The organism is Marinimicrobium agarilyticum DSM 16975 (assembly GCF_000423345.1).
In the GTDB taxonomy this organism is placed as follows: Bacteria; Pseudomonadota; Gammaproteobacteria; order Pseudomonadales; family Cellvibrionaceae; genus Marinimicrobium; species Marinimicrobium agarilyticum.
Map to the genome: position 1 here is coordinate 1 of NZ_AUHU01000006.1, position 18,896 is coordinate 18,896.

At 54.0% G+C, this 18,896-nt stretch carries 21 protein-coding genes; 16 read left to right on the top strand and 5 right to left on the bottom strand.

What is annotated here, in order from left to right:
- The 3 genes from G547_RS0107175 to G547_RS23360 form a co-directional block, all read left to right on the top strand.
- Positions 1–288, top strand: a 288-nt coding sequence (locus G547_RS0107175) for an IS3 family transposase (RefSeq protein ID WP_027329268.1), incomplete at its 5' end; no start/stop codon positions are given.
- A gap of 54 nt (positions 289–342) precedes the next feature.
- Entirely contained in the window at positions 343–765 is a 423-nt protein-coding gene (locus G547_RS0107180; RefSeq protein ID WP_027329269.1) for an RNA-binding protein, read from the top strand.
- Between the two features lie 95 nt (positions 766–860).
- Positions 861–1,226 carry a hypothetical protein gene (locus tag G547_RS23360; RefSeq protein ID WP_157209810.1) on the top strand — a complete coding sequence of 122 codons (366 nt, stop codon included), beginning with the start codon at positions 861–863 and terminating at the stop codon, positions 1,224–1,226.
- A 60-nt stretch (positions 1,227–1,286) separates the two neighbouring features.
- On the opposite strand, the gene G547_RS0107185 is transcribed toward G547_RS23360, so the two are convergent.
- Positions 1,287–1,823, bottom strand: coding sequence for a hypothetical protein (locus tag G547_RS0107185; protein ID WP_027329270.1), 537 nt, complete (start codon positions 1,821–1,823; stop codon positions 1,287–1,289).
- A 576-nt stretch (positions 1,824–2,399) separates the two neighbouring features.
- Here G547_RS0107185 and G547_RS0107195 point away from each other — a divergent pair.
- The gene (locus G547_RS0107195; protein WP_027329271.1) at positions 2,400–2,717 is read left to right on the top strand and encodes an antibiotic biosynthesis monooxygenase family protein; all 318 of its coding nucleotides are present in this window, start codon (positions 2,400–2,402) and stop codon (positions 2,715–2,717) included.
- 405 nt (positions 2,718–3,122) lie between these two features.
- Positions 3,123–3,560, top strand: a complete 438-nt coding sequence (locus G547_RS23005; RefSeq protein ID WP_084645761.1) for a GNAT family N-acetyltransferase — start codon at positions 3,123–3,125, stop codon at positions 3,558–3,560.
- 151 nt (positions 3,561–3,711) lie between these two features.
- On the opposite strand, the gene G547_RS0107205 is transcribed toward G547_RS23005, so the two are convergent.
- Positions 3,712–4,206 (bottom strand): VOC family protein, encoded by a 495-nt coding sequence (locus G547_RS0107205; RefSeq protein ID WP_027329273.1) that lies wholly within the window; start codon positions 4,204–4,206, stop codon positions 3,712–3,714.
- A 15-nt stretch (positions 4,207–4,221) separates the two neighbouring features.
- A complete protein-coding gene (locus G547_RS0107210; RefSeq protein ID WP_027329274.1) occupies positions 4,222–5,016 on the bottom strand; it encodes a VOC family protein in 795 nt (264 codons plus the stop codon).
- A 276-nt stretch (positions 5,017–5,292) separates the two neighbouring features.
- Between G547_RS0107210 and G547_RS0107215 the strand changes: the two genes are divergently transcribed.
- Together G547_RS0107215 and G547_RS0107220 are read left to right on the top strand one after the other, a co-directional pair.
- Entirely contained in the window at positions 5,293–6,081 is a 789-nt protein-coding gene (locus G547_RS0107215; RefSeq protein ID WP_157209811.1) for a hypothetical protein, read from the top strand.
- Positions 6,082–6,243: 162 nt separating this feature from the next.
- The gene (locus G547_RS0107220; protein ID WP_027329276.1) at positions 6,244–7,659 is read left to right on the top strand and encodes a hypothetical protein; all 1,416 of its coding nucleotides are present in this window, start codon (positions 6,244–6,246) and stop codon (positions 7,657–7,659) included.
- Positions 7,660–7,667: 8 nt separating this feature from the next.
- Here the strand turns inward: G547_RS0107220 and G547_RS0107225 are convergent, their stop codons facing one another.
- Together G547_RS0107225 and G547_RS0107230 are read right to left on the bottom strand one after the other, a co-directional pair.
- Complete coding sequence (locus G547_RS0107225; RefSeq protein ID WP_027329277.1) at positions 7,668–8,984, bottom strand: methyl-accepting chemotaxis protein; 1,317 nt, start codon at positions 8,982–8,984, stop codon at positions 7,668–7,670.
- A gap of 173 nt (positions 8,985–9,157) precedes the next feature.
- Entirely contained in the window at positions 9,158–9,709 is a 552-nt protein-coding gene (locus G547_RS0107230) for a hypothetical protein (RefSeq protein WP_027329278.1), read from the bottom strand.
- Between the two features lie 280 nt (positions 9,710–9,989).
- Between G547_RS0107230 and G547_RS0107235 the strand changes: the two genes are divergently transcribed.
- From G547_RS0107235 to G547_RS0107275, 9 genes are all read left to right on the top strand, one after another.
- Positions 9,990–12,086 (top strand): winged helix-turn-helix domain-containing protein, encoded by a 2,097-nt coding sequence (locus G547_RS0107235; protein WP_027329279.1) that lies wholly within the window; start codon positions 9,990–9,992, stop codon positions 12,084–12,086.
- Positions 12,087–12,281: 195 nt separating this feature from the next.
- On the top strand, positions 12,282–12,782 hold the full coding sequence (locus G547_RS0107240) for a DUF2799 domain-containing protein (protein WP_027329280.1): 501 nt from the start codon (positions 12,282–12,284) through the stop codon (positions 12,780–12,782).
- A gap of 39 nt (positions 12,783–12,821) precedes the next feature.
- Positions 12,822–13,631, top strand: coding sequence for a DUF3450 family protein (locus G547_RS0107245; protein WP_084645763.1), 810 nt, complete (start codon positions 12,822–12,824; stop codon positions 13,629–13,631).
- A gap of 119 nt (positions 13,632–13,750) precedes the next feature.
- Positions 13,751–14,992 (top strand): MotA/TolQ/ExbB proton channel family protein, encoded by a 1,242-nt coding sequence (locus G547_RS20510; protein WP_157209812.1) that lies wholly within the window; start codon positions 13,751–13,753, stop codon positions 14,990–14,992.
- Complete coding sequence (locus G547_RS20515) at positions 14,989–15,414, top strand: MotA/TolQ/ExbB proton channel family protein (RefSeq protein WP_051235000.1); 426 nt, start codon at positions 14,989–14,991, stop codon at positions 15,412–15,414. Before G547_RS20510 ends, G547_RS20515 begins: the two co-directional genes overlap by 4 nt.
- Entirely contained in the window at positions 15,386–15,793 is a 408-nt protein-coding gene (locus G547_RS0107260) for an ExbD/TolR family protein (RefSeq protein WP_027329282.1), read from the top strand. The genes G547_RS20515 and G547_RS0107260 overlap by 29 nt, the downstream gene beginning before the upstream one ends.
- 20 nt (positions 15,794–15,813) lie before the next feature.
- Positions 15,814–16,479 carry a hypothetical protein gene (locus G547_RS20520; RefSeq protein WP_051235002.1) on the top strand — a complete coding sequence of 222 codons (666 nt, stop codon included), beginning with the start codon at positions 15,814–15,816 and terminating at the stop codon, positions 16,477–16,479.
- 37 nt (positions 16,480–16,516) lie between these two features.
- Entirely contained in the window at positions 16,517–17,923 is a 1,407-nt protein-coding gene (locus tag G547_RS20525; protein ID WP_169449431.1) for a tetratricopeptide repeat protein, read from the top strand.
- Positions 17,924–18,064: 141 nt separating this feature from the next.
- On the top strand, positions 18,065–18,562 hold the full coding sequence (locus G547_RS0107275; protein ID WP_157209813.1) for a hypothetical protein: 498 nt from the start codon (positions 18,065–18,067) through the stop codon (positions 18,560–18,562).
- Positions 18,563–18,896: the final 334 nt, after the last annotated feature.

Consider the following 18,896-nt stretch of genomic DNA (forward strand, 5'->3'; position numbering starts at 1 on the left):
CGGGGTGTTCAGTACCGATCGCAACAATACGTTGATTACCTGGCGGCACAAGGAGTTAGGCCGAGCATGAGTCGAAAAGGAAATTGCTGGGATAATGCCCCGATGGAGTCGTTCTTCAGTCGTTTGAAAGTTGAGTTGATCTACGCTAAAGATTACCGCTCGATAGAGGATGCTAAATCGGGGATCTTTGCGTATATTGAAATATTCTACAACCGCAAAAGAAGGCATTCAGCGAACGATGGCATGAGTCCAGTTGCGTTCGAGGAAAAGGCGGCACTGGCCGCATAGTTAGGGTGTCTACTTTTTGTGGGGAACACTACCATACACAATAAGGAGAGATCATTGAAATATATCATTGCTTTTGCTGGTTTGGTGGTATCGCTTTCAGCGTGGGCTGATCCTATCACTGATATCAGCGGCACCAAGGAATTATGCCAAAAGGCAGCTAACGCTTTCGGCGCCGGAAATCCGAAAGAATCCTACGAAATATTAAAGCCGTATTGGCCTTTACCGGAGGAAGAGATTAGCAACCTCGCTTATCAAACAGAGTCTCAACTAAAGACAGTCGCCTCTCGATTTGGGAATATATTGGGATCAGACTTCATTGGTTCCCAAGAGGCTGGCGATAGCTTTGTTCAGCACACTTTCATTGGAAAGTTTGAAAAGCATGCGGTGCGTTTTATCTGCGTATTCTACAGGCCAAAAAGCGAGTGGATAGTAAATGCCGTTTATTGGGACGACAGTACACAAAAGCTGTTCCAATAAGACTAAACATACGCGGCAATATGCCCCCTGTCGGGCGACGGACGCCCGCAACCTCGCGTTTTCGTGTGCGGCGTACGAGTACATTGGAGTGTATTATGAGAGTGTTATTTTTAGCCTTTTTTCTTATGCTGGCGGGCAAAGGGATCGCCAGCGAACTAAGCTGTGAAGATGTGAGCACCTTGAGTGCCGTTCACGCTGAAAATCCCGTGGTTAAAGTGGCTCCAGATTATCCGAATAAAGGAACTCAACCACCTGTTTCCGGCTGTGCTGTGCTTACATTTTCGCTTGACCGCTCAGAGCCAGCTTCAACCCCAAAAAATATAAAAATTGAACACGAAACAGGAAAAGTATTTGGCAAGTCTGCCAAAAATGCATTGGAAAAATGGTTATATATCAACAGAAACGTACCAGAATCTGATCGATATTACATAGTTTTTCACTTTGATCTGTCAGACTCATAAAAAAGTGTAAAAGAGGCGGCATTTAGCCTTGGCTTCACGTCAATCTGCAACGACATCTTTTTAAAACCTATAGCCCAACGTCGCCAATACGTTGCTTTCGTTCTCATCCGATGCAGGACTGAACAACAGGGAAATGCCGACAACCAACCCTTGGGATTTGGGACCCGCCGCAAAGTAGTGATAAGTGGCGCCTCCACCATAGCGGGTAACCAGAGATTCCTTTCGGCGCGGAGCATCCTCCCAGCGGGTATCGGCGCCCACGGCCCCAGCATACAAGCCCAGACCATGATTACCAGAATCCGGAAGAATAATATCCGTTCTGATCAAACCTATACCTACGCCATAGGCAATATCGCTATCTTTCTGCCCGTCATAGTCACTTCTATATGCCGAAATGACACCCAACGATAGGTATCGATAGTTGTTCTCATCGACTTGGGCTATATTGAACCCCAAGCCACCAAATAGCGCTCCGTATCCCACCCCTATTGATAGCCTGCTGGTGTCGCGATCGTCGTCGCTCGAAGCGGGTACCGAAAGGCCTAAAACAAAAAATATGAGTAAAAATTTTCTAGAACGTTTATATGTGTCATTCATATAAGACTCCTCCGTGTGATTCCTTGTCAGTTGTCGCTATTGTGGCACAGCCCCCCACCCAAGAATATGACATAGCGCATACTCTACATCCGGCTCCTTGAACTAGCCCGACCCTTGCTCGACCCGTCGAATTTCTCTTCAGGCAGGCGAAAGCACTGCTTAGGAGAAGTAGACGTTCGGTTTCACACTCAGGACGAAGTTCTCTGATCCGGCCACCGCCACATAGGTGTATCCAGAATCCCCGTGTCAACGACCTTGGTCTGCCCAAGCACCTTATCCAGTCTGAGAGAGCTGCATTCATGGAGTTCTTCCAACGCTTCGGGCTTCATGCTCGTTAGCCTGCTCGGCCGGCGACAGAAGCCTTTAGGCTTGCCAGAAGGCATTTTATATGGCAACTTACGTCCAAAGATATCAGCCGATACGGCCGCTGCGTTTCCACAATGCGCGAATGACTACGAGGGATTGCATGCTTTCCGCTCCCTTATCAAAAAATTCCGGAAAGAACAAATAGTTCCCAGAATAGACGGAATGATATCGAGCATGCGCAGTATCACAATGTTAAGCACAGAGGGATCTATGTCCGATATAGCCAAAACTCCTGAGCCGCCATACTATGCCGTTATATTCAGTAGCCATCGCACCGAAGATGACGACGGATACGGGAAAATGGCGGACAGAATGTTGGAGTTAGCGGAAAGACAGCCGGGCTTTCTTGGGGTCGAGTCGGTGAGAGAGGAGCTGGGCATCACTGTGTCCTACTGGGAGAGCCAGGAGTCGATTTCCCAATGGAGAAGGAATGCGGAACACCGAGAAGCTCAACGGCTTGGTCGCCAAAAATGGTATTCAAGCTTTCGAGTTCGCGTGGCAAAAGTGGAGCGTGAATATGGCATTTAACAAAGTAATTATGTACGCGCACCTCTTGAACCGGACAAGTTTAACGCTGCTTTGAAGATAAAAGTTTATTGTATACTGCGGCTTTAGCTGAAAGCGAGTCTTTATGGATATCGAGGTTTGCAAAAATCCAAGTTCGACTGATGTCGAATTGATAATGACTGGACTCAAGGAATTCAATAAAGCGTTCGGCACAGAAGATAACCATAACCAAGTAGGAATTTTTGTCAGAGATATTTTCCTAGACACCTTCTCTTTTCAGTGCACGGAGTTTTACGAAAGTCTAGGATTCGACTGTTTCGGCTGCCTCCGAAACTACCCGAAGCAAGGAATTAGCAAACTCTTTTACCATGCTACTATTAGCTAACACGCGGCTGTCATCCAGGCAGTCGGACGTTATGTTTCCCGATGATCATAGACCGTATACAAAAATTACCTAAGGACTTTCATCTCTTGCTAGAAGAGAGCTTGGGGGCAAACTTTGGAGCACTTCAAAGGCTTCAAAATTTGTATATTGGCGGTAAAAATACATTTGCAAAGCCAGGAGAAGGGCTATTCGTGGCTAGAATAGACGGTAAACTCGTTGGCATTTGCGGTCTAAACATTGATCCATACCAGGAATCCACTGAAGTGGGGAGAGTGCGTCATTTATATGTAGCTGAAACGCATCGCCTGAACGGAGTTGGGAGAAAGTTAGTCTCGGAAGTCGAAACCTACGCTCGAGGAACTTTTCGCAGCCTTCAACTTTATACAGATGACCCGAACTCAAGTGCATTCTATTTAGCTATAGGTTATAAAGAGGGCGGCATAGGCAAGGCTTCACATGTTAAAAAACTTCAACCATAACAACCGTATTCGCCACTTCGTGGCTGGGACGGCTTTTACTTCGCTCGTTCCTCGCTACGTTACAGCCAACCGCCCCGTATACGGACGTTATGTATCCAAGTTTCCCAAGAAAAGTAGACACACCTAATCCCCACTTACTAGCCGCCGACCTTTATCTGCTCAGAGAGGTATCGGCCACTGCCACGTCAAGGGCGGCAATATCGATCTTCTTCATTGTCATCATCGCTTCGAAGGCGCGCTGGGCCTCGGCCGCATCATCGCTCGTGACCAGGTCAAGGAGCCGCTGCGGCGTGATCTGCCACGAAAAGCCCCATCGGTCCTTGCACCAGCCACAGTCGCTCTCCTCGCCGCCATTGTCGATGATGGTATTCCAGTAGTGGTCCGTCTCTTCCTGGTTCTCGGTGACTACCATGAAGCTGACGGATTCATTCGGCGAAAAGTTCGGACCCCCGTTAAGGCCGATGAACGGCCGACCGAGTACTGTAAATTCGACCGTTAATTCAGTCCCTCCCTGACCGCCAGGAAAATCACCGGGGGCGGTGTTGACCCGGTCGACAGAGCTGTCGGGAAAGGTCGCGGCGTAGAACTCGGCCGCCTTGCGGGCTTCGCCGTGGTCGAACCACAGGCAGGTAACGAAATTAGTCATATCGGCTCCTGTATTTTAGTGTCTTGCGCCCACCAGGGCGAACAACGCTCCCTGGGGATCGAACCCTTTGACCATGAAGTCTCCACCGGGAATTTCTTCGGGCCCGAGGATGATCTGTCCGCCATGGTCAGTGATGGCCTTACAGGCGAGGTCAATATCAGCGCAGCGGAAATAGTAATGCCACATTGGTATCGGCATGTCTTTCGGTTTGGGCATGATGGCGCCAATCACTCCGTTGTGGCGGATAAATTCGTAGGCTCCCATCGGGCCCATATCCATCTCGCCGTCTTTGGTCCAGCCAAATGCCTTGAAGTAAAAGGCCTTGGCGGCTTCAGGGTCAGTGGTAATCAGTTCATTCCAGGCACAGTGTCCCACGCGGGGTTTGTCGGAGGCAAAAGCCAGACTGGTCTCATTGCTGCTGCCCTTCATGACATAAAAGGGAGTGCCCTGCGGATCGTTGACCATGGCGAAACGTCCGACATTGGGAACATCGGTCGGGGGCAATTGAACACTGCCACCCCTCTCGACGATGTAGGCGACCGTCTGATCGACATCGTCCACGGCGATATAACCCAGCCACACAGGCTTCGCGCCGCTTTGGCACATCTCTTCGGTCAGTTGCATCAGGCCCGCGACATCACGCTGTCTCCCCGCTTCCTCGTCCTGGACGCTGAGAATGCGGTAGTCTATATCGGGTTGGCCACTGTCGGTGGCCTGCCAGTCCAGAATGGCACTATAAAAGGCCAGCGCGGCCTCGCTATCGGTGGTGAGCAGTTCGTACCAGATAAATTCGCCGTGTTGGTTGGGCATGGCTTTCTCCTTTTTGGCTGAGGGGTGAGTGCTATCACTGTCCTAGTCGATGGCCAGGGGATGATTTCGACAGGGCCATCATAGACAATACTGATCTGACCGGCATAGTCGATATGCTCTCATTTCAACCTCTCGAATGTTGTCGAGCCTGATAGCGGCCAAGGCTCGTAAGCAATGCTTTCCCGTTCTTCACACTATAAGCCTCGGCGGCAGGTCCGGGGAACTATCAAAGCGCCGGCCAGTCCGTGAAGACTCGACCATCACGCCAGTTGTTTTATGGATCAAGCTCTACCGGCACAGGATGTGTGCCCTCTGCACCTGTCTTCCATGGCCCAAGAGGGCGCTCTAAGCGAGGATAAGCCTTCGCGCCAGGGCGCCCGAAAAACTCTGTGGCTCACCTTACTGGCCTCCGTGTTGGTGCACGCCACCCTGCTGACGCTATGGACTCCCCGGCCAGCAGCGGTGAAGGCAACCGCCACCGCGCCGAGCCTGCGCATCAATCTCACTACCGCCGCGACAGCCCCCGCGACGGCAAAAGCCGCACCGGAGCAGGAGTCCCCGGCGGCGGAAGAGCCCATCACATCAGCCCCACCACCTGAAAGCACAGCGGTAGCAGAAACCGAGCTGGAGCAAGACTCTCTGGCGGCGGAAGAACTCAGCTCACCAGAAGTTCCCCCGTCACCTGAAAACACAGCGGCGACCGAAGAGATTACCCAGCAAGGACCCCGGCTTGATATTCACGCTCTGGATATAACTCCGCACCACCTACCTGCCACCAGCGAATCACCTCCTGGCAATGTGTTTCACCCGGGCCTCAGGGACCAGATCAGAAACGCCCGCACCAGGCGCGAACGCTTGCAGAACACCGCAACGTCCGACCTTTCCAGTTGGCAGGATGCCTCCGGCAAAACCTGGGTAGACCTCGGCGATGGCACTTGCATGCGTAGCGCAGATGATAAGTGGGGAACAACAACCGGCTGGGAGCTACCAACCCGCTGTAAAGGGCAATTAACCGAGGGGGAGAGTATGCTGCGCGCTATGCAAAGAACACTGGATCGCCACTGACCGTGACAAAGGGCGATTAATAGATAAATATAATCAATAACTTAATATCAATAGCCTTTGTGTCAGCTCCAATTCTGGTAAGGAGGCTTTGGCATGCGTACAAGGGTTATACTGGTGAGTTCGACGAGTCGTGGTGATGATTAGGAGTGTATCGAGGGTGTCGTGTTTTCACTAAGGCGCAAGGGCGATTATCGCCTGCAGTTTACACGTGCGTTGAAGCGGCCAGGAAAATATAAGGTTGAGCTCTATCTTTTTACGCCCTATGAGGGGCGGTTTTCTGAGTGGACGCTCTCTGAGCAGCAGTTCTTTTTCAAGGCGCTAGAGCACCGCTTTCGTCTTCTGGGGCACCCCGACAGTAGCCGAGCGGGAAAGTCCGGCAGCTCGTTCACCCTGCTCTCACCACATTATGAAATTCAATATGGGTCCTGGCTGTTCCAGTATCGAGCGTCGATAGACCACCTGCGTCAACAGATTCTGAACGCGGAGCTCGCGGACGAGCCCGTAAAGCGGGCACTTCGCTTGATCCAGAACTTCGCCCTGCGGCTACGAAAGTCCCGCCCGGAGCAAGACAGTCATCACCGTTACTTTCGACTGGTGGACGTTTATTTTTCCTGGCACGCGGAGCAGTTCCTGCTCGAGTGTATGGCCATGGAGGGGTTTTCGGGGCTCAATCCTGACCTGAAGCAGTCCATCAGGGAGTTTCTGGAGCAGGAGTATCGGTACCGGCGCGAGATGAAGTACGAGCCGGATTTCGGTGGCAACCCGACCCGCCTCTGGAATCGAATGAGTCTCTACCTGAGGCTATTGGAGTTCCCGGTGGTGCTGCGCTCCAAGGTGAGCGAATTGGGCTCTGGCACGCGAAAGTTGGTCAAAGCGGTGACGACGATGCTTATCATGTCGTTGTTCACCTACTTCCTGTTCAATACTCGCGCGAACAGTCAGCAGCTGTCACTGGCACTTCTTCTTGCCATTGCGCTGACCTATGCGCTGCGGGACTTGCTGCGCGATGACATGATAGCGCGCCTCACCGGCTGGTTGCGAAAAGGACGGCCTCGCTGGAAAATTCGCTTGCTGATGCCCTACACCAACAAGCTGCTCGCCTTAGAGACTGCATGGTTGGACTATCGTAAACGGCCCGACTTGCCGCAGCAGATTCAGGATCATTCCAGCACATGGGCCGCCAATGAAGACCGCCAGATCATCTGCTTCCGTTCCATGTTGAACCTGGACAAGGCCGCGCTGGTTGAGAACCAGATTCAGGAGCGCCTCAGCCTGGATTGCGAGGAGCTCTGCTCACTAATCCAGGCCACCAGGAACAAGGTATTCACCTGGACGGACAAGGATGACCCGCCCTGTGCCGTTGAAGCGCACCCCATCGATAAGCAACATGATTACGATCTCTTACTGGTCACTACCGAAGTCAGCCAGGGCTACTCCACAGCCCAGCGGTGGCGTCTACGCCTGGGAACCTCCGGTATCGTCAAATGCGAAACCAAGAAGGTAGAGTGGCCCAGCGCGGAGGAGCAGGCAAACAGAAAGGCGCTGAAGCGCCTGCACACTCGTTTCCGAAAGCGCTGAGCCTTCCGCTACTGCAACCGGTTGGCGAAGCGCTCTACCGCGTCCACCACCTGTTTGGCGCCTTCCTGAATTTCCACAATCACGGCGCCCGCCTGGCTCGCCAGATCCAGGCCATGCTCGGCCTCTTGTCGGGTGCCTGACATCTGACGCATGACCTCATCTGAAAGCGATTGGTTTTTCTCGACGACGCTCACGATTTCTTCAGTGGCGTTGCTGGTGCGAGCCGCTAACTGGCGTACCTCGTCGGCCACCACGGCGAACCCTCGCCCCTGTTCACCGGCTCTGGCGGCCTCAATGGCGGCGTTTAACGCCAACAGGTTGGTCTGCGCGGCAATACCACCAATGGTTTGCACGATGGCGTTGATTTGCAGGGACTGTTTACTCAACGCTTCAATACTTTGCGTCGCCGCCTGCATTTGTGCGGCGATCTGCTCCATGGTTTCGACGGTCTTCTTGACGACTGTCGTGCCTCTTTGGGCGCTGACATCGGTCTGCTGTGACACCTCGTAGGCAACGCTGGCGCCCTCTCGCACTTGGGCTTCCCGTGCTACCTCGTCCGTGACCACACTGGCAAATTTCACGACCTTTGAGAGATTGTCCTCGGCGTCATAAACCGGGTTGTAAGTGGCTTCAAGCCACACTTCGGCGCCACGGCTGTCGATACGCTTAAAACGATCCGCCACGTACTGTCCGTTGTTGAGCTTTTCCCAGAAAGCGGCGTATTCAGGTGAGTCGACCTCCTCCGGGGTACAGAACATCCGGTGGTGTTTGCCGACAATTTGCTCTAGCCGGTAGCCCATGGCCCTCAGAAACTGCTCATTTGCAGTGATAATGATCCCATCCAGGTTGAACTGAATGACCGCAGTAGAACGAATCAGCGCATCAATGAAGGCCTCGCTTTCTTTTGCACCTTCCACGGATTTGGTGACGTCACGGGCATAGCCCTGCACGTAGGCAAGCTTACCGTCCGCCCCTCGTACCGGAAACCAGTGAACGTTCAGCCAGACCAGAGGGCCACCATCGCCACGCAAGTAACGGTAGTCGTCACTGACGGGTTCGCCCCTGGCGATGGCCTGATTAAAGTTTCGGAAACAAGCCAGCTTTGGGACATAGGGCGGCACAATTTCCGACATCGGCCTTCCCAGCAGTTGGTCTTTCCGGTAACCGAGCGCATCGGCAAAGGCCTGATTGACGACAGAGATGCAGAGGTCGGCATTCAGCGTAATAGACAGCGTGCCCCGGTCCATCTGTTCGGTCAGTTGGCGCAGCATTGCCAATTCTGCGCGCTGCGCTTCGACTTCCTGTTTGAGGCGGCGATTGAACATCAGGGGACTCCCATAAACGGTAATCCCCTGTTATCGGCAGGATAACGCCGGGCTTGAGGCGGGCTGGAATACTGGTAGCCCCCTAGCGACTTTGCGGGCACGGCTTATGGGATCGGCTCAAACGTATCAATCATGCAGTGGCTCGTCGCTTAAAACGCAGGGCTACAGAACGATCAAAGCTGTGGCACCACCCACTGCACGATATCGTTGCTCAAGTCATTCAGGCACTTTTGCGTGGCCGAGCAGACGGTGTGAGTGGTGCCCATGTCCAGCACGCTGCTGCTGGGTGTGAACTCCGTGAGCGACGCAAAGGCGCAACTGTGGCTGGCCGTAACCACGCTGTTGGGCTCGGTGGCGTGAATCAGCCCTGCCGTCACCTTCACCGCCGGCAGGTTAGAGCTGGAATCCATACCGAAGGTGAACTCCTTGCTGCCCAGCGCCAGGCCTTCGATATCGATGGCCAACACAGGCGTATCGCCCCCTTGGATTTTATCTGCAGTGCTTGCCGCCTGCATTGCCAGGCCCCGCTTTGCGGCGCGCTCGAGGATTTTGCTCACCAGGCTTTTCTCGATCTCACAGGGCAGTTCGTCCTGGACGTAGTTATAGCCCTCGATATTAAAGCCCAGGTTTTCGTTCAAGTAGATTTGGGGCGGGCGCTCCTCGGCCGAAGCGGCGGCGGCCAGAGAACCCAGCAATACCAGCGCAAAGAGATTCAAACGTTTCATGGTCAAACTCCTCCCATCGGGGTGATTGGTACCGACCCTTATGCCGGTCGCCATACCCGCAATATAGAGTCTCTCGACCAGTTTGCACTGACCGCGGGCAAACGGTTCGCTGACTTTTCGCTTACCGTTTAAAAGTCTTTTAAAAATAGTCACTTACGAGCAAAGCCCAGCAGCCTTCAAGTTGCTGTTTGTGGAGTGTATCGGGCAAAATGAGGCTACACTGACTCACCGAGTAACCATTGGTAAGCGTTGTTTCCGAACAATAACCGGCCAGAGGCCCATGACGCATAACGATACGGACTCATTCTCTCTCGACCAAGTGCGAGTGCACCCTTCGCGCAACGAGATCGAGGCCCACGGCCAGACCCTGCGGCTTCAGCCCAAGGTGATGGAAGTGCTGCACTATCTGGCTCGCCATTCAGAGCGTGTGGTGCCCAAGGAGGAGCTGGTGGAGCAGGTGTGGGCCGGTCGGGTGGTGACGCATGGCTCAGTGCAAAAGAGCATCAACCTGCTACGCAAGGCACTGGCGGAGCTGTTGGGGGAGCAGGACATCGTCACCCATTACTCCAAGAAGGGGTACCAGCTTCAGGTTCAACCGGTGTTCGCGCAGGCCCTTCCCGACCAAGAGAGCCAACCGTCCCGCCGGCGCTGGCGGCCTGCGCTGCTGGGGGCCCTGGTGCTGGCACTACTGGGAGGCCTTTACCTGTCCGTGCAACACAGCGGCCCGAGGCTCGACAAGCATCACCGGACCGACTTTGCCGGAGCGCAGCCTCTCATCGACGGACCTGGCCACCAAACGGCCCCCGAGCCGCACCCGCACGGAGAGTACCTGGCTTACATCCAGGTATTGCCGCTCGCGAGCGGCAGCGCTCGTGAATACCAACTATTAGTGCGGGACGCCGAAGGAGAGGACTGGCGCCTTACCAGCACGGACGGTCAGTGGCTCGAATTGAGCTGGTCGCCCAGCGGAGACAGCCTGCTGGCCATCGAACGAATTGACGATGAGGGCCAGCCCCTCAGCTTTTTCGGTCGGGAGCCTCAGCTCTACGACCTACACATCTTCCGGCTCGACCTGGAGCGGAGACGGGTGCTCGAAAAGCACCGTCTCAGTCAGTGGCAGGGTCACCTCGGCAGCGCCACCTGGTGGGATGAGACCACCGTTGAGCTGGTGGGGCGCCAGGGCGATGCCGCCCTCAATCAGCGCTACCACTATTCCCTTTCTGCCCAACGGCTGGATGTGGCCCCTTCGGCTGCGTTTCTGGGCAACCCGTTACTCAGCCGGGTACACGAGGACAAGGTCGCCGTGGCCAGCCAGCACAGCGGGGGCATTCGGATCGATCTGCTCGGGCCGGACGGCGAGCGCGAGGCGAGCCATGCCTTTGAATATAACACCGTGGAAATGAGCTGGATCCCGGACGGCAGCGGCGTGCTGCTTTATGCGCCGGGCGAGCAGACGTTGACCCTGCTGTATCGCGATGGCGAGACCCGCCTCATTGAACACGACGACAAAATCCATGTCCGCTTGACACATCATCGATACCGGGCCGATGGACAGGCCATATTCTACGCGCGGTCCCGGCCGCGAACAGCCCTGTGGCAACTCAAACCCGATGGCACGCGCCAGCAGATTGCCAACCCGGAACACCTGAACTATATCGCGCGCTTTTCACCATCGGGAGACACGTTCGTATACGCGTCTGTGCGCGACCAACAGACTCAGCTGTGGCTGGTGACCGACGACGGCGAGCGGCCGATTCCCGGCCCAAGGATCGACGGAGATGTAGAGGCCATCAACTGGAGCGGCGACGGCGAGCGGCTCCTCTACAAGGCGGGGAGCAACCTATACGCCTATCGCCTGAACGAGCAGCGCAGTACGATCCTGCTCGGCGACGCCGGCGACCTGGAGCCACTGTCACTCACGCCGGAGGGCGACCGGTTGGTGGCCTTGCGCTCGAGTGGCGAGGCCCGGAATCTCTGGCGTATCAACCTGGAGAGTGGCAGTGAACAACAACTGACGTTCGGCGCCATCGGTTCAGCCGTCCACTACCGGGGCGACATCTATTTCAACTACGTGGGCCAGCGTAGCCTGTGGGTCCTGCGTGAGGGCGAACGCCCAGAGCGACTGTCCACCGCTCTGGAACAAAACGCTAAACTGCTTGGCGTCGCGGACGAGGGGGTGCTCTACGTCACCGGCGGCCGCTGCCGCGAATCCGACATTTTCCGTCTGGATTTTGCCAGGGAGCAAACGTCAATCTACCTCTCCCGCGAGCAGCAACAGGTATCCACCGAATCAGTTCATCCCCAGCAGGGTGTGCTGTACCACCATTGCGAGCTGGCGGAGTCGGATATTTGGGTGTTATTGGAAACGGTGGACTGAGTGAACCGAACCGACCGGCGGCGCTCTGTCGTCTGTTTTAACGGACATACTCCGCTTAACCGCAAAAACAACAGAAGGTAAAGAGATATACACTTTTATGCTTGATTTTCTGTAAAACGCCTTGTAGTGTCTACAAGACTATAAGATTACTAATAGCGACAATAGCGACTTCAACAACAACCAAAGGAATGAGTTATGGCTGTCCGTTGCAATTTCCTTACCCGCACCTCTCTAGCCCTACCGCTGGCCTTTGGGTTAGTCGGCCTGCTCGGCTGCCAAAACGTTACTGAAAAAGACTGGGCGGCCTTCTGCCAAAATAACGAGTGGGCCAAGCACGGCTACTTCGATGCCACCAATGGCTTTTCAATCCAGTTGCTCAGTGTCTACAAGAACCGCTGCGGGGACAATCTTTCTTCAAAAGACGCGAAGGTGTACCAGCGCGGATTTCTCAAAGGTATAAAAGAATTCTGCACCTTTGAAAAAGGCTATGAACTGGGACGTGAAGGGGAGTCAAAGCCCGACACCTGCCCTCCAGAATTAGCGAAACAATTCAATGCGGGATTCCAGAACGGTCTGGGTGAGTACTGGAAAGAAGAAGGCCTCAAGCGCGCGCTGGAAGAAAAGCAAGAAGCTATGGAAACCCAGCAATCCGAGATAGGAAGAAGACAAAGCACGGGCTCCGGTCGAAGCCAGTAATCGCCATTAAAATTCTTTGATCAGCAGAGTTACAACCCTATGTATAAAGTTTTCGTCGCTGCCGCATTAGGTATAGGGTGGGTGCTGGCGTGCGTGCCCCTGCAAGCCGAGCAGCCGAACCCCAACGCCCTGGTCGAACAATGGCTCAGCCTGGAAATCCAGCGGGGAAAATTACGTTCTTCTTGGGAAGAACGAAAAATCATTCTCGATCAACAGATCCGTCTGCTCGAGGAAGAGGCGGCGACTCTTCGTCAGGTAATAGACTCTCACAAATCTTCCACGACTGATGCCGAGAGTGAGCGTTCCGACGTGCTCGCTCAACAGAACGCACTCGAACAACGACAAGACTCACTGGAAAAGAGTATTAATGTGGCAGTGCACCGGCTAAGCGCAGAGCGCCCTCGCCTTCCCCCGCCACTACAGACGAGTTGGGAGATGAAACTCAAACGCCTGAGCGACGACAGCATGGCCCTCAGTGACCGGCTGGACGGAATTCTGACTCTGCTGACCGAGTTCCACGAGTTCGAACAGCGGCTTGCGATCCACTCGGGCAATATTGAGGTGCCGAGACAAAACGACCGAAAGAAAACCAGACTCATGGTGACTCAAGTGTACTTGGGAGCCTCTCTCGGCTGGTACGTAAGCGCCGATGGCAGCCACTATGGTTACGGCGAATCCCGCCCTGGAGGTTGGCGCTGGTGGCACAACGAAGCCACTCAGAATGTTCTGAACGACACCCTTGATTCCAATGAAATTACGGCTTTAATTCAAGTGGCCAAGAATCCGGATAAGGCCACCCTGACAAGTCTTCCACTTGCCATTGAAAGCCCCCCGAGCGGCTCTCTCTGAAGCGCCAACCAACCAGATGGATTTGCCACGTGAAATTTAAGCTATCGACTTTGCTTCTTATCGTTGTTGGGCTATTCAGCCAACAAAGCTACGGCCAATCTGATTTTTCCGATGATATTATGGAAAAAATCGAAACGGCCAAGGACAAGCTTGAATCCAGCTCTCTCAGCATAAACAAGGAAAAGCGCGCCTATGCCGAGCGGCTGACCAGCGCCGAGCGTGAGGTAGCACAGCTTCGCGAAGCGGCGGCCAGCATCCAGAGGGAAGCCGATGAGAAACTCCTGTCTTTACAGAACCTGCAGGAACGGCTGAAACGATGGCAAGACCAGGAAGACTATCAGCGGCACCTGCTACAACGTTATGTCAGCTTGGTCTCCGAAAACTACCTTGTAAGCCCCAAGGGAGACGATACCGGTTCCGCTATTATTGACTGGTCGCTATCCTACCTGGATTCAGCTACAAGCCCCTCCTGGGAGGAAACTGAGATCGCCGTCTCTTCCGGTGAGTTCATCCACGCGCAGGCAATACGGGTGGGCCCGGCAAGCTGGTTCGTATCCTCAGAAGGAGATACCTCAGGCCTCTACGAGGTGTCACCGAGCCGGCACCTAGCGAGCTATTACACCTTTGACAGTGATGCTCACGAGGAGCTTCGCCAACTGATCAGCTCGGGGGCCGGAGCGCCTGTTTTCGACCCTACCCAGGGCAGAGCGATAGAGATTGCCCGGAACAAGGAAACCCTGGTGCAACATGTAAAGAAAGGCGGGCTCTGGATCATACCCATCCTATTCTCCGGCGCTCTTGCTTTGGGCATCGCTATTGTCAAGTCCATTCAGCTGGGACGACTGTCACACCCCTCTCAGGCCACGTTGGATAAGGTTGAAACGGCGCTCACCACAAACACCCCCCAATCACTCGGCTGGGCACAGAATGTCTTCAAGAGCGATAATCCGCCATATCAACGAATAGTGGATATTATCGCGAGCCAGCCTCCCTCTCAGGGTCGCGACGATAGTCTCTTCTCACACTTGGCTGAGTCCCGCCGTCAGGTAGAAAAATATCTGGGTGTCATCGCACTCACCGCCGCCATAGCACCGTTGCTGGGCTTGCTGGGTACCGTATCCGGAATGATCAAAACTTTCAAAATGCTGACTATCTTCGGTAGCGGCGATCCTGCCGCTGTGTCAGGGGGCATCTCGGAAGCGCTCGTCACCACGGAGCTGGGCCTGATCGTTGCAATTCCTGCACTGGTGGTCAGTGCGTTGCTCTCCAGAAAGACGAAAAGCTATATGCACCACCTGGAAAATACCGCGATTGCACTCAACAATCACTCCAGCGAACGAGCCGGCGGCGTCACGACATGAATTGGGGTGACTTGATCGTGTTCAGAAGCCCTATCGCTATCGCCATTGTCATCCTGGCGGTGGCGATATACAGCCAACTGATCAAGCTATGCTTTTTGATGCCGACCAGTCGCGAATGGGCCGCCCGCGTACGAACGTCAAGCCGCAGCTTTAAAGTCGTCAGCTCGGCGCTGCCTCTGCTGGGCTTATTGGGCACAATCAATGGCCTTATGAGCACCTTTGGAGCGCTGTCCTATAATATGGCACTGGACCTTAATACGCTGCTTGCCAGCGGTATCTCCGAGGCCATGTTCACTACACAGCTAGGACTGGCCCTTGTCGTTCCAGCGATAATTCTTCAGACAACCCTTAACAGTCGCTTTCAACGGTATCTATTGGAGTTTCAAAAACATCATGCATCGGGATTTACGCCAAAGGCTTGATGAGCAGGAAAAGCACGAGATTGATCTGGCTCCATTGCTGGATGTCGTGTTTATTCTTCTAATTTTCTTTATCGTGACTTCAGTTTTCGTTCAGGAGACCGGGGTCGACGTGAACAAGCCATCAGCCGTTTCCACAAAAACATTAGAGCGTTCCGCCATATTGATCGCCATTACCTCGGACAACCAGGTAGTGTATGCGGGAACCAACGTCGGCGTCGCCGGCATTCGAAGCGCCGTTTCAGTCGCTCTACGCAAGCGGGACCGTCCAGTGATAATCCAGGCTGACAAAGATGTGGTGACTTCAAAGCTTGTGGACGTTATCGATCAGGCAAAGCTGGCCGGTGCTGACAATGTCAGCATCGCAACGGTTGAGCGCTAAGAGGGGGGCCAACCAGTACTATGACCCGTTCTGACTTTATGAAGAGACGCTTAAGGGACCTGTTGGCAGTGGCACTGGCCGTTCTTCTTTCAGCGGGGATCATCGGTCTGTTGACGGTATTCTCCAACGTGGATCCGGAGGAGCCGGAGCGCGTCATCATAAGAGATGTGGAGGTGGGGCTTCCACCGCCGCCGCCACCTCCCCCGAAGCGTGCGCAGCGGACTGAAACCACCGCATCTCAACTGTCCATCAACCAGATTGGAAACCAGAGCGGACCAAAGGTGCAGTTCTCAGAGAGACCCACTTTGGCCAATGTCAAAGTGGAGCAGATTGAGCAACCGGAGATGGATCGGAACATGATGGAACTGGACACGGAAATGTCGGGCAATAGCCGGTCGTTCAGGGTAGAAAAACTGGATGAAGTGCCACAGATTGTCAGCAGCCGGGACTCCAGAATCCCCCGGGAACTGATCCAGGAGGGCATCAGAGTGGTGGAGGCCAAAGTGGATATTATCATTGATACGCGAGGCGAAGCCTACATTAAGCGAATCGTTGATGCGGGCTACCCTCAGATGGTGCCAGTCATTCGAAAACATGTTGATGCGGTTAAATTCACCATACCGAAAAAGGACGGAAATCCGGTAAATGGCGAGTATTATTTTACCATCAGGTTCAGGGAGCTTTAACGCCATGAATCACCGCGGGTCAGTAATTGGAGGCGCAATGCTAGCATCCCATTCATCCAAACCCGGTATACTTTGCGCCATGGTTGTTTCAGCCAGCCTGCTTTTGGGCCTGACCACAACACTGAGAGCAAGCGCACAGGAAGCCGACATCAATATTAAACTGAGCGAGCCTGAATTCGTATTTCCTCAGTTCGCCAACCCGTATATGGAGCGCGAAGCGGGTATCGCCGAACATGAGCTGGAAATGGCAGCACGACTTCGCGACCTTCTGGACAAGGGCGACCGCGACGCCGCGCTCGAAGAACTGAATAAGCTATTCGACCTGGAGCTCAGCCCTGCCCTCCTGCATCTCAAAGCCCAGATTTATTTTAACCTGAAGGAATACGACAGGGCCGAAGAGGTTTTCGAAACGGTACTTATCCGTATGCCTCAGTTCGTTCGGGCCCACAGCGACTTGGGTCAGCTTTACCTGGTAACAGAACAGCACGAGAAGGCGCGAAAGCACTTCGCCAAGGCCATAGCGCTTGGAGAGAACAATCCTCTCATCCATGGCCAACTGGGTTATCTGAACCTCAAGCTGCACAACGCTCAATCCGCCATCGCCGCTTACCAGAACGCGTTGGCCCTCGATCCAGAGAACGCTCAATGGCAGAGAGGCCTACTCTCTGCCCTGTCCCGGGCCGATCTTTATCCGGCAGCGACGGGACTGCTCCGGGAAATGCTCTCAGCCACTCCCGACAATGCGGACCTGTGGCTGAATATGGCCTTTCTTCAACTGGAGCAACAGAAGGACTTCGCGGCCCTGGCCAGCCTGGAAACCGCTCTCGCCATGGGAAACGATGACGCCGAGAATGAGCTAGCTGCTGCACAACTGCATATGCAACTGGACAGCTACGACCGAGCCCTGGTCCTTCTGAAGAGCTACATGTCCAAGCGAAGAGTGGACCTGGCATTCCTGAATAAAGTATCGGGGTGGCTCGAGAGCAAGGACCGCTGGCAGGAGCTCAATGAGCTCCTTACCGCCTATGAAGCGAGAGGGACGGTTCCAGACTCTGAAAGATCAGAGTATGAGCTGCTCAAAGCCCGCACTGCTCGGGGCCTTAGCGACCATACCCAAGCAGCCAGGCACTATACGTTGGCCATTGATGCCGATCCCGGCAACGCCAGTGCATTGATTTCTGCGGCGGACTATCATTTCAACCAGAAACGCTACGTCGAGGCGGAATCACTGTACAGTCGAGCCGAGTCTTTCTCGGAAACTAAGAAACCGGCTCTACTCGGACGAGCACGTATCTATATCGAGTTGAAAGACTACCAAAGCGCTTTGGAAGTATTGCGCACCGCCCATGCCGCCTACCCGAACATGACTGACATCGGCCGCAACATCGCGATACTGGAACAGACAATTAACACCCAAAAGTCGGAAAACCAGCACTCCCCCTGAAAGGGAATGCACAGCGGTTCACAATCTCATGACCAGGCTTTTTAGGGGAGCGGCAGCAATGGCCGGAGAGACCAGCATCCTCAATTTAAAACAACTTGATGACACCGAAAGAACTTCTATACCCTTGATAAGAGGTTTAAAATGATGCGCCGTTTTGCCATTTTCGCATTAACGATATTCTCATCCGGTGTGCTTTCGCACCCGGGGGGCACCGACGTGCACGGATGTCATTCTGGGAGCGAGGCATACCACTGTCACAGTGATCCCTACGACTATTCGGACTCGCCGTCTGTCGACATTAGAGCCTGGGATGTGAACCTGGGTTATCAGCTGAACCTCAACCAAGCTGAATGGATACCGTTTGCTGGCGTTTCCGTCGGGGAAAGCAATGATTATGAAGACACCAGCCTTGGCCTAAATATTGGCATAAAACACCAAAAAGGCTGGTACATGGGCTATGTATCCACCTCGGAGAGCATTCAGTTGGGTTACCATTTTATTCATATTTCAACAAACTCCCACTATTTTGGCTTGGGCATTCGACTGCCCCTTGGAGGCATCGGAACGGCAAATGAATCGTCCCCCTACTTCAGCAGCAGCTTGCTGTTCTCTGAGGAGAGACATTTTTCACACTATTGAGGCCTAAAAGAATGGCTGCTTCTTTCTGTCACTACCTCTCTCTGTTTTTCTGATTCGGTATTCCGCTTCAAGGTTCTGCGGTTCTAGGCAAGTACGCTGGTATTGGCCTCTACTATGATGCGTTTTTCTCCCTGGAGCAGGATACCCAAGTTCAACTGAGCATAGTCATTCCACTTGGACACTTTACGAGATAGATTGGGCGGGGGGCTTCGCGTTGAGTGTATCACCTTCAGATAACTCATTTGACAGGCTTTTGGAGCCCCAAATCATAGTCTGGCTCTTCATGGAAAAATGACCGGCCGCCGGAGCCAGCGTAGTGTGGAGTAGCTCTCTC

Coding starts and splice junctions, on each gene's coding strand:
- G547_RS23360 (WP_157209810.1), top strand. CDS start 861: ATGAGAGTGTTATTTTTAGCCTTTTTTCTTATGCTGGCGGGCAAAGGG.
- G547_RS0107185 (WP_027329270.1), bottom strand. CDS start 1,823: ATGAATGACACATATAAACGTTCTAGAAAATTTTTACTCATATTTTTT.
- G547_RS0107195 (WP_027329271.1), top strand. CDS start 2,400: ATGTCCGATATAGCCAAAACTCCTGAGCCGCCATACTATGCCGTTATA.
- G547_RS23005 (WP_084645761.1), top strand. CDS start 3,123: ATGATCATAGACCGTATACAAAAATTACCTAAGGACTTTCATCTCTTG.
- G547_RS0107205 (WP_027329273.1), bottom strand. CDS start 4,206: ATGACTAATTTCGTTACCTGCCTGTGGTTCGACCACGGCGAAGCCCGC.
- G547_RS0107210 (WP_027329274.1), bottom strand. CDS start 5,016: ATGCCCAACCAACACGGCGAATTTATCTGGTACGAACTGCTCACCACC.
- G547_RS0107215 (WP_157209811.1), top strand. CDS start 5,293: ATGGATCAAGCTCTACCGGCACAGGATGTGTGCCCTCTGCACCTGTCT.
- G547_RS0107225 (WP_027329277.1), bottom strand. CDS start 8,984: ATGTTCAATCGCCGCCTCAAACAGGAAGTCGAAGCGCAGCGCGCAGAA.
- G547_RS0107230 (WP_027329278.1), bottom strand. CDS start 9,709: ATGAAACGTTTGAATCTCTTTGCGCTGGTATTGCTGGGTTCTCTGGCC.
- G547_RS0107235 (WP_027329279.1), top strand. CDS start 9,990: ATGACGCATAACGATACGGACTCATTCTCTCTCGACCAAGTGCGAGTG.
- G547_RS0107240 (WP_027329280.1), top strand. CDS start 12,282: ATGGCTGTCCGTTGCAATTTCCTTACCCGCACCTCTCTAGCCCTACCG.
- G547_RS0107245 (WP_084645763.1), top strand. CDS start 12,822: ATGTATAAAGTTTTCGTCGCTGCCGCATTAGGTATAGGGTGGGTGCTG.
- G547_RS20510 (WP_157209812.1), top strand. CDS start 13,751: ATGGAAAAAATCGAAACGGCCAAGGACAAGCTTGAATCCAGCTCTCTC.
- G547_RS20515 (WP_051235000.1), top strand. CDS start 14,989: ATGAATTGGGGTGACTTGATCGTGTTCAGAAGCCCTATCGCTATCGCC.
- G547_RS0107260 (WP_027329282.1), top strand. CDS start 15,386: ATGCATCGGGATTTACGCCAAAGGCTTGATGAGCAGGAAAAGCACGAG.
- G547_RS20520 (WP_051235002.1), top strand. CDS start 15,814: ATGACCCGTTCTGACTTTATGAAGAGACGCTTAAGGGACCTGTTGGCA.
- G547_RS20525 (WP_169449431.1), top strand. CDS start 16,517: ATGCTAGCATCCCATTCATCCAAACCCGGTATACTTTGCGCCATGGTT.
- G547_RS0107275 (WP_157209813.1), top strand. CDS start 18,065: ATGATGCGCCGTTTTGCCATTTTCGCATTAACGATATTCTCATCCGGT.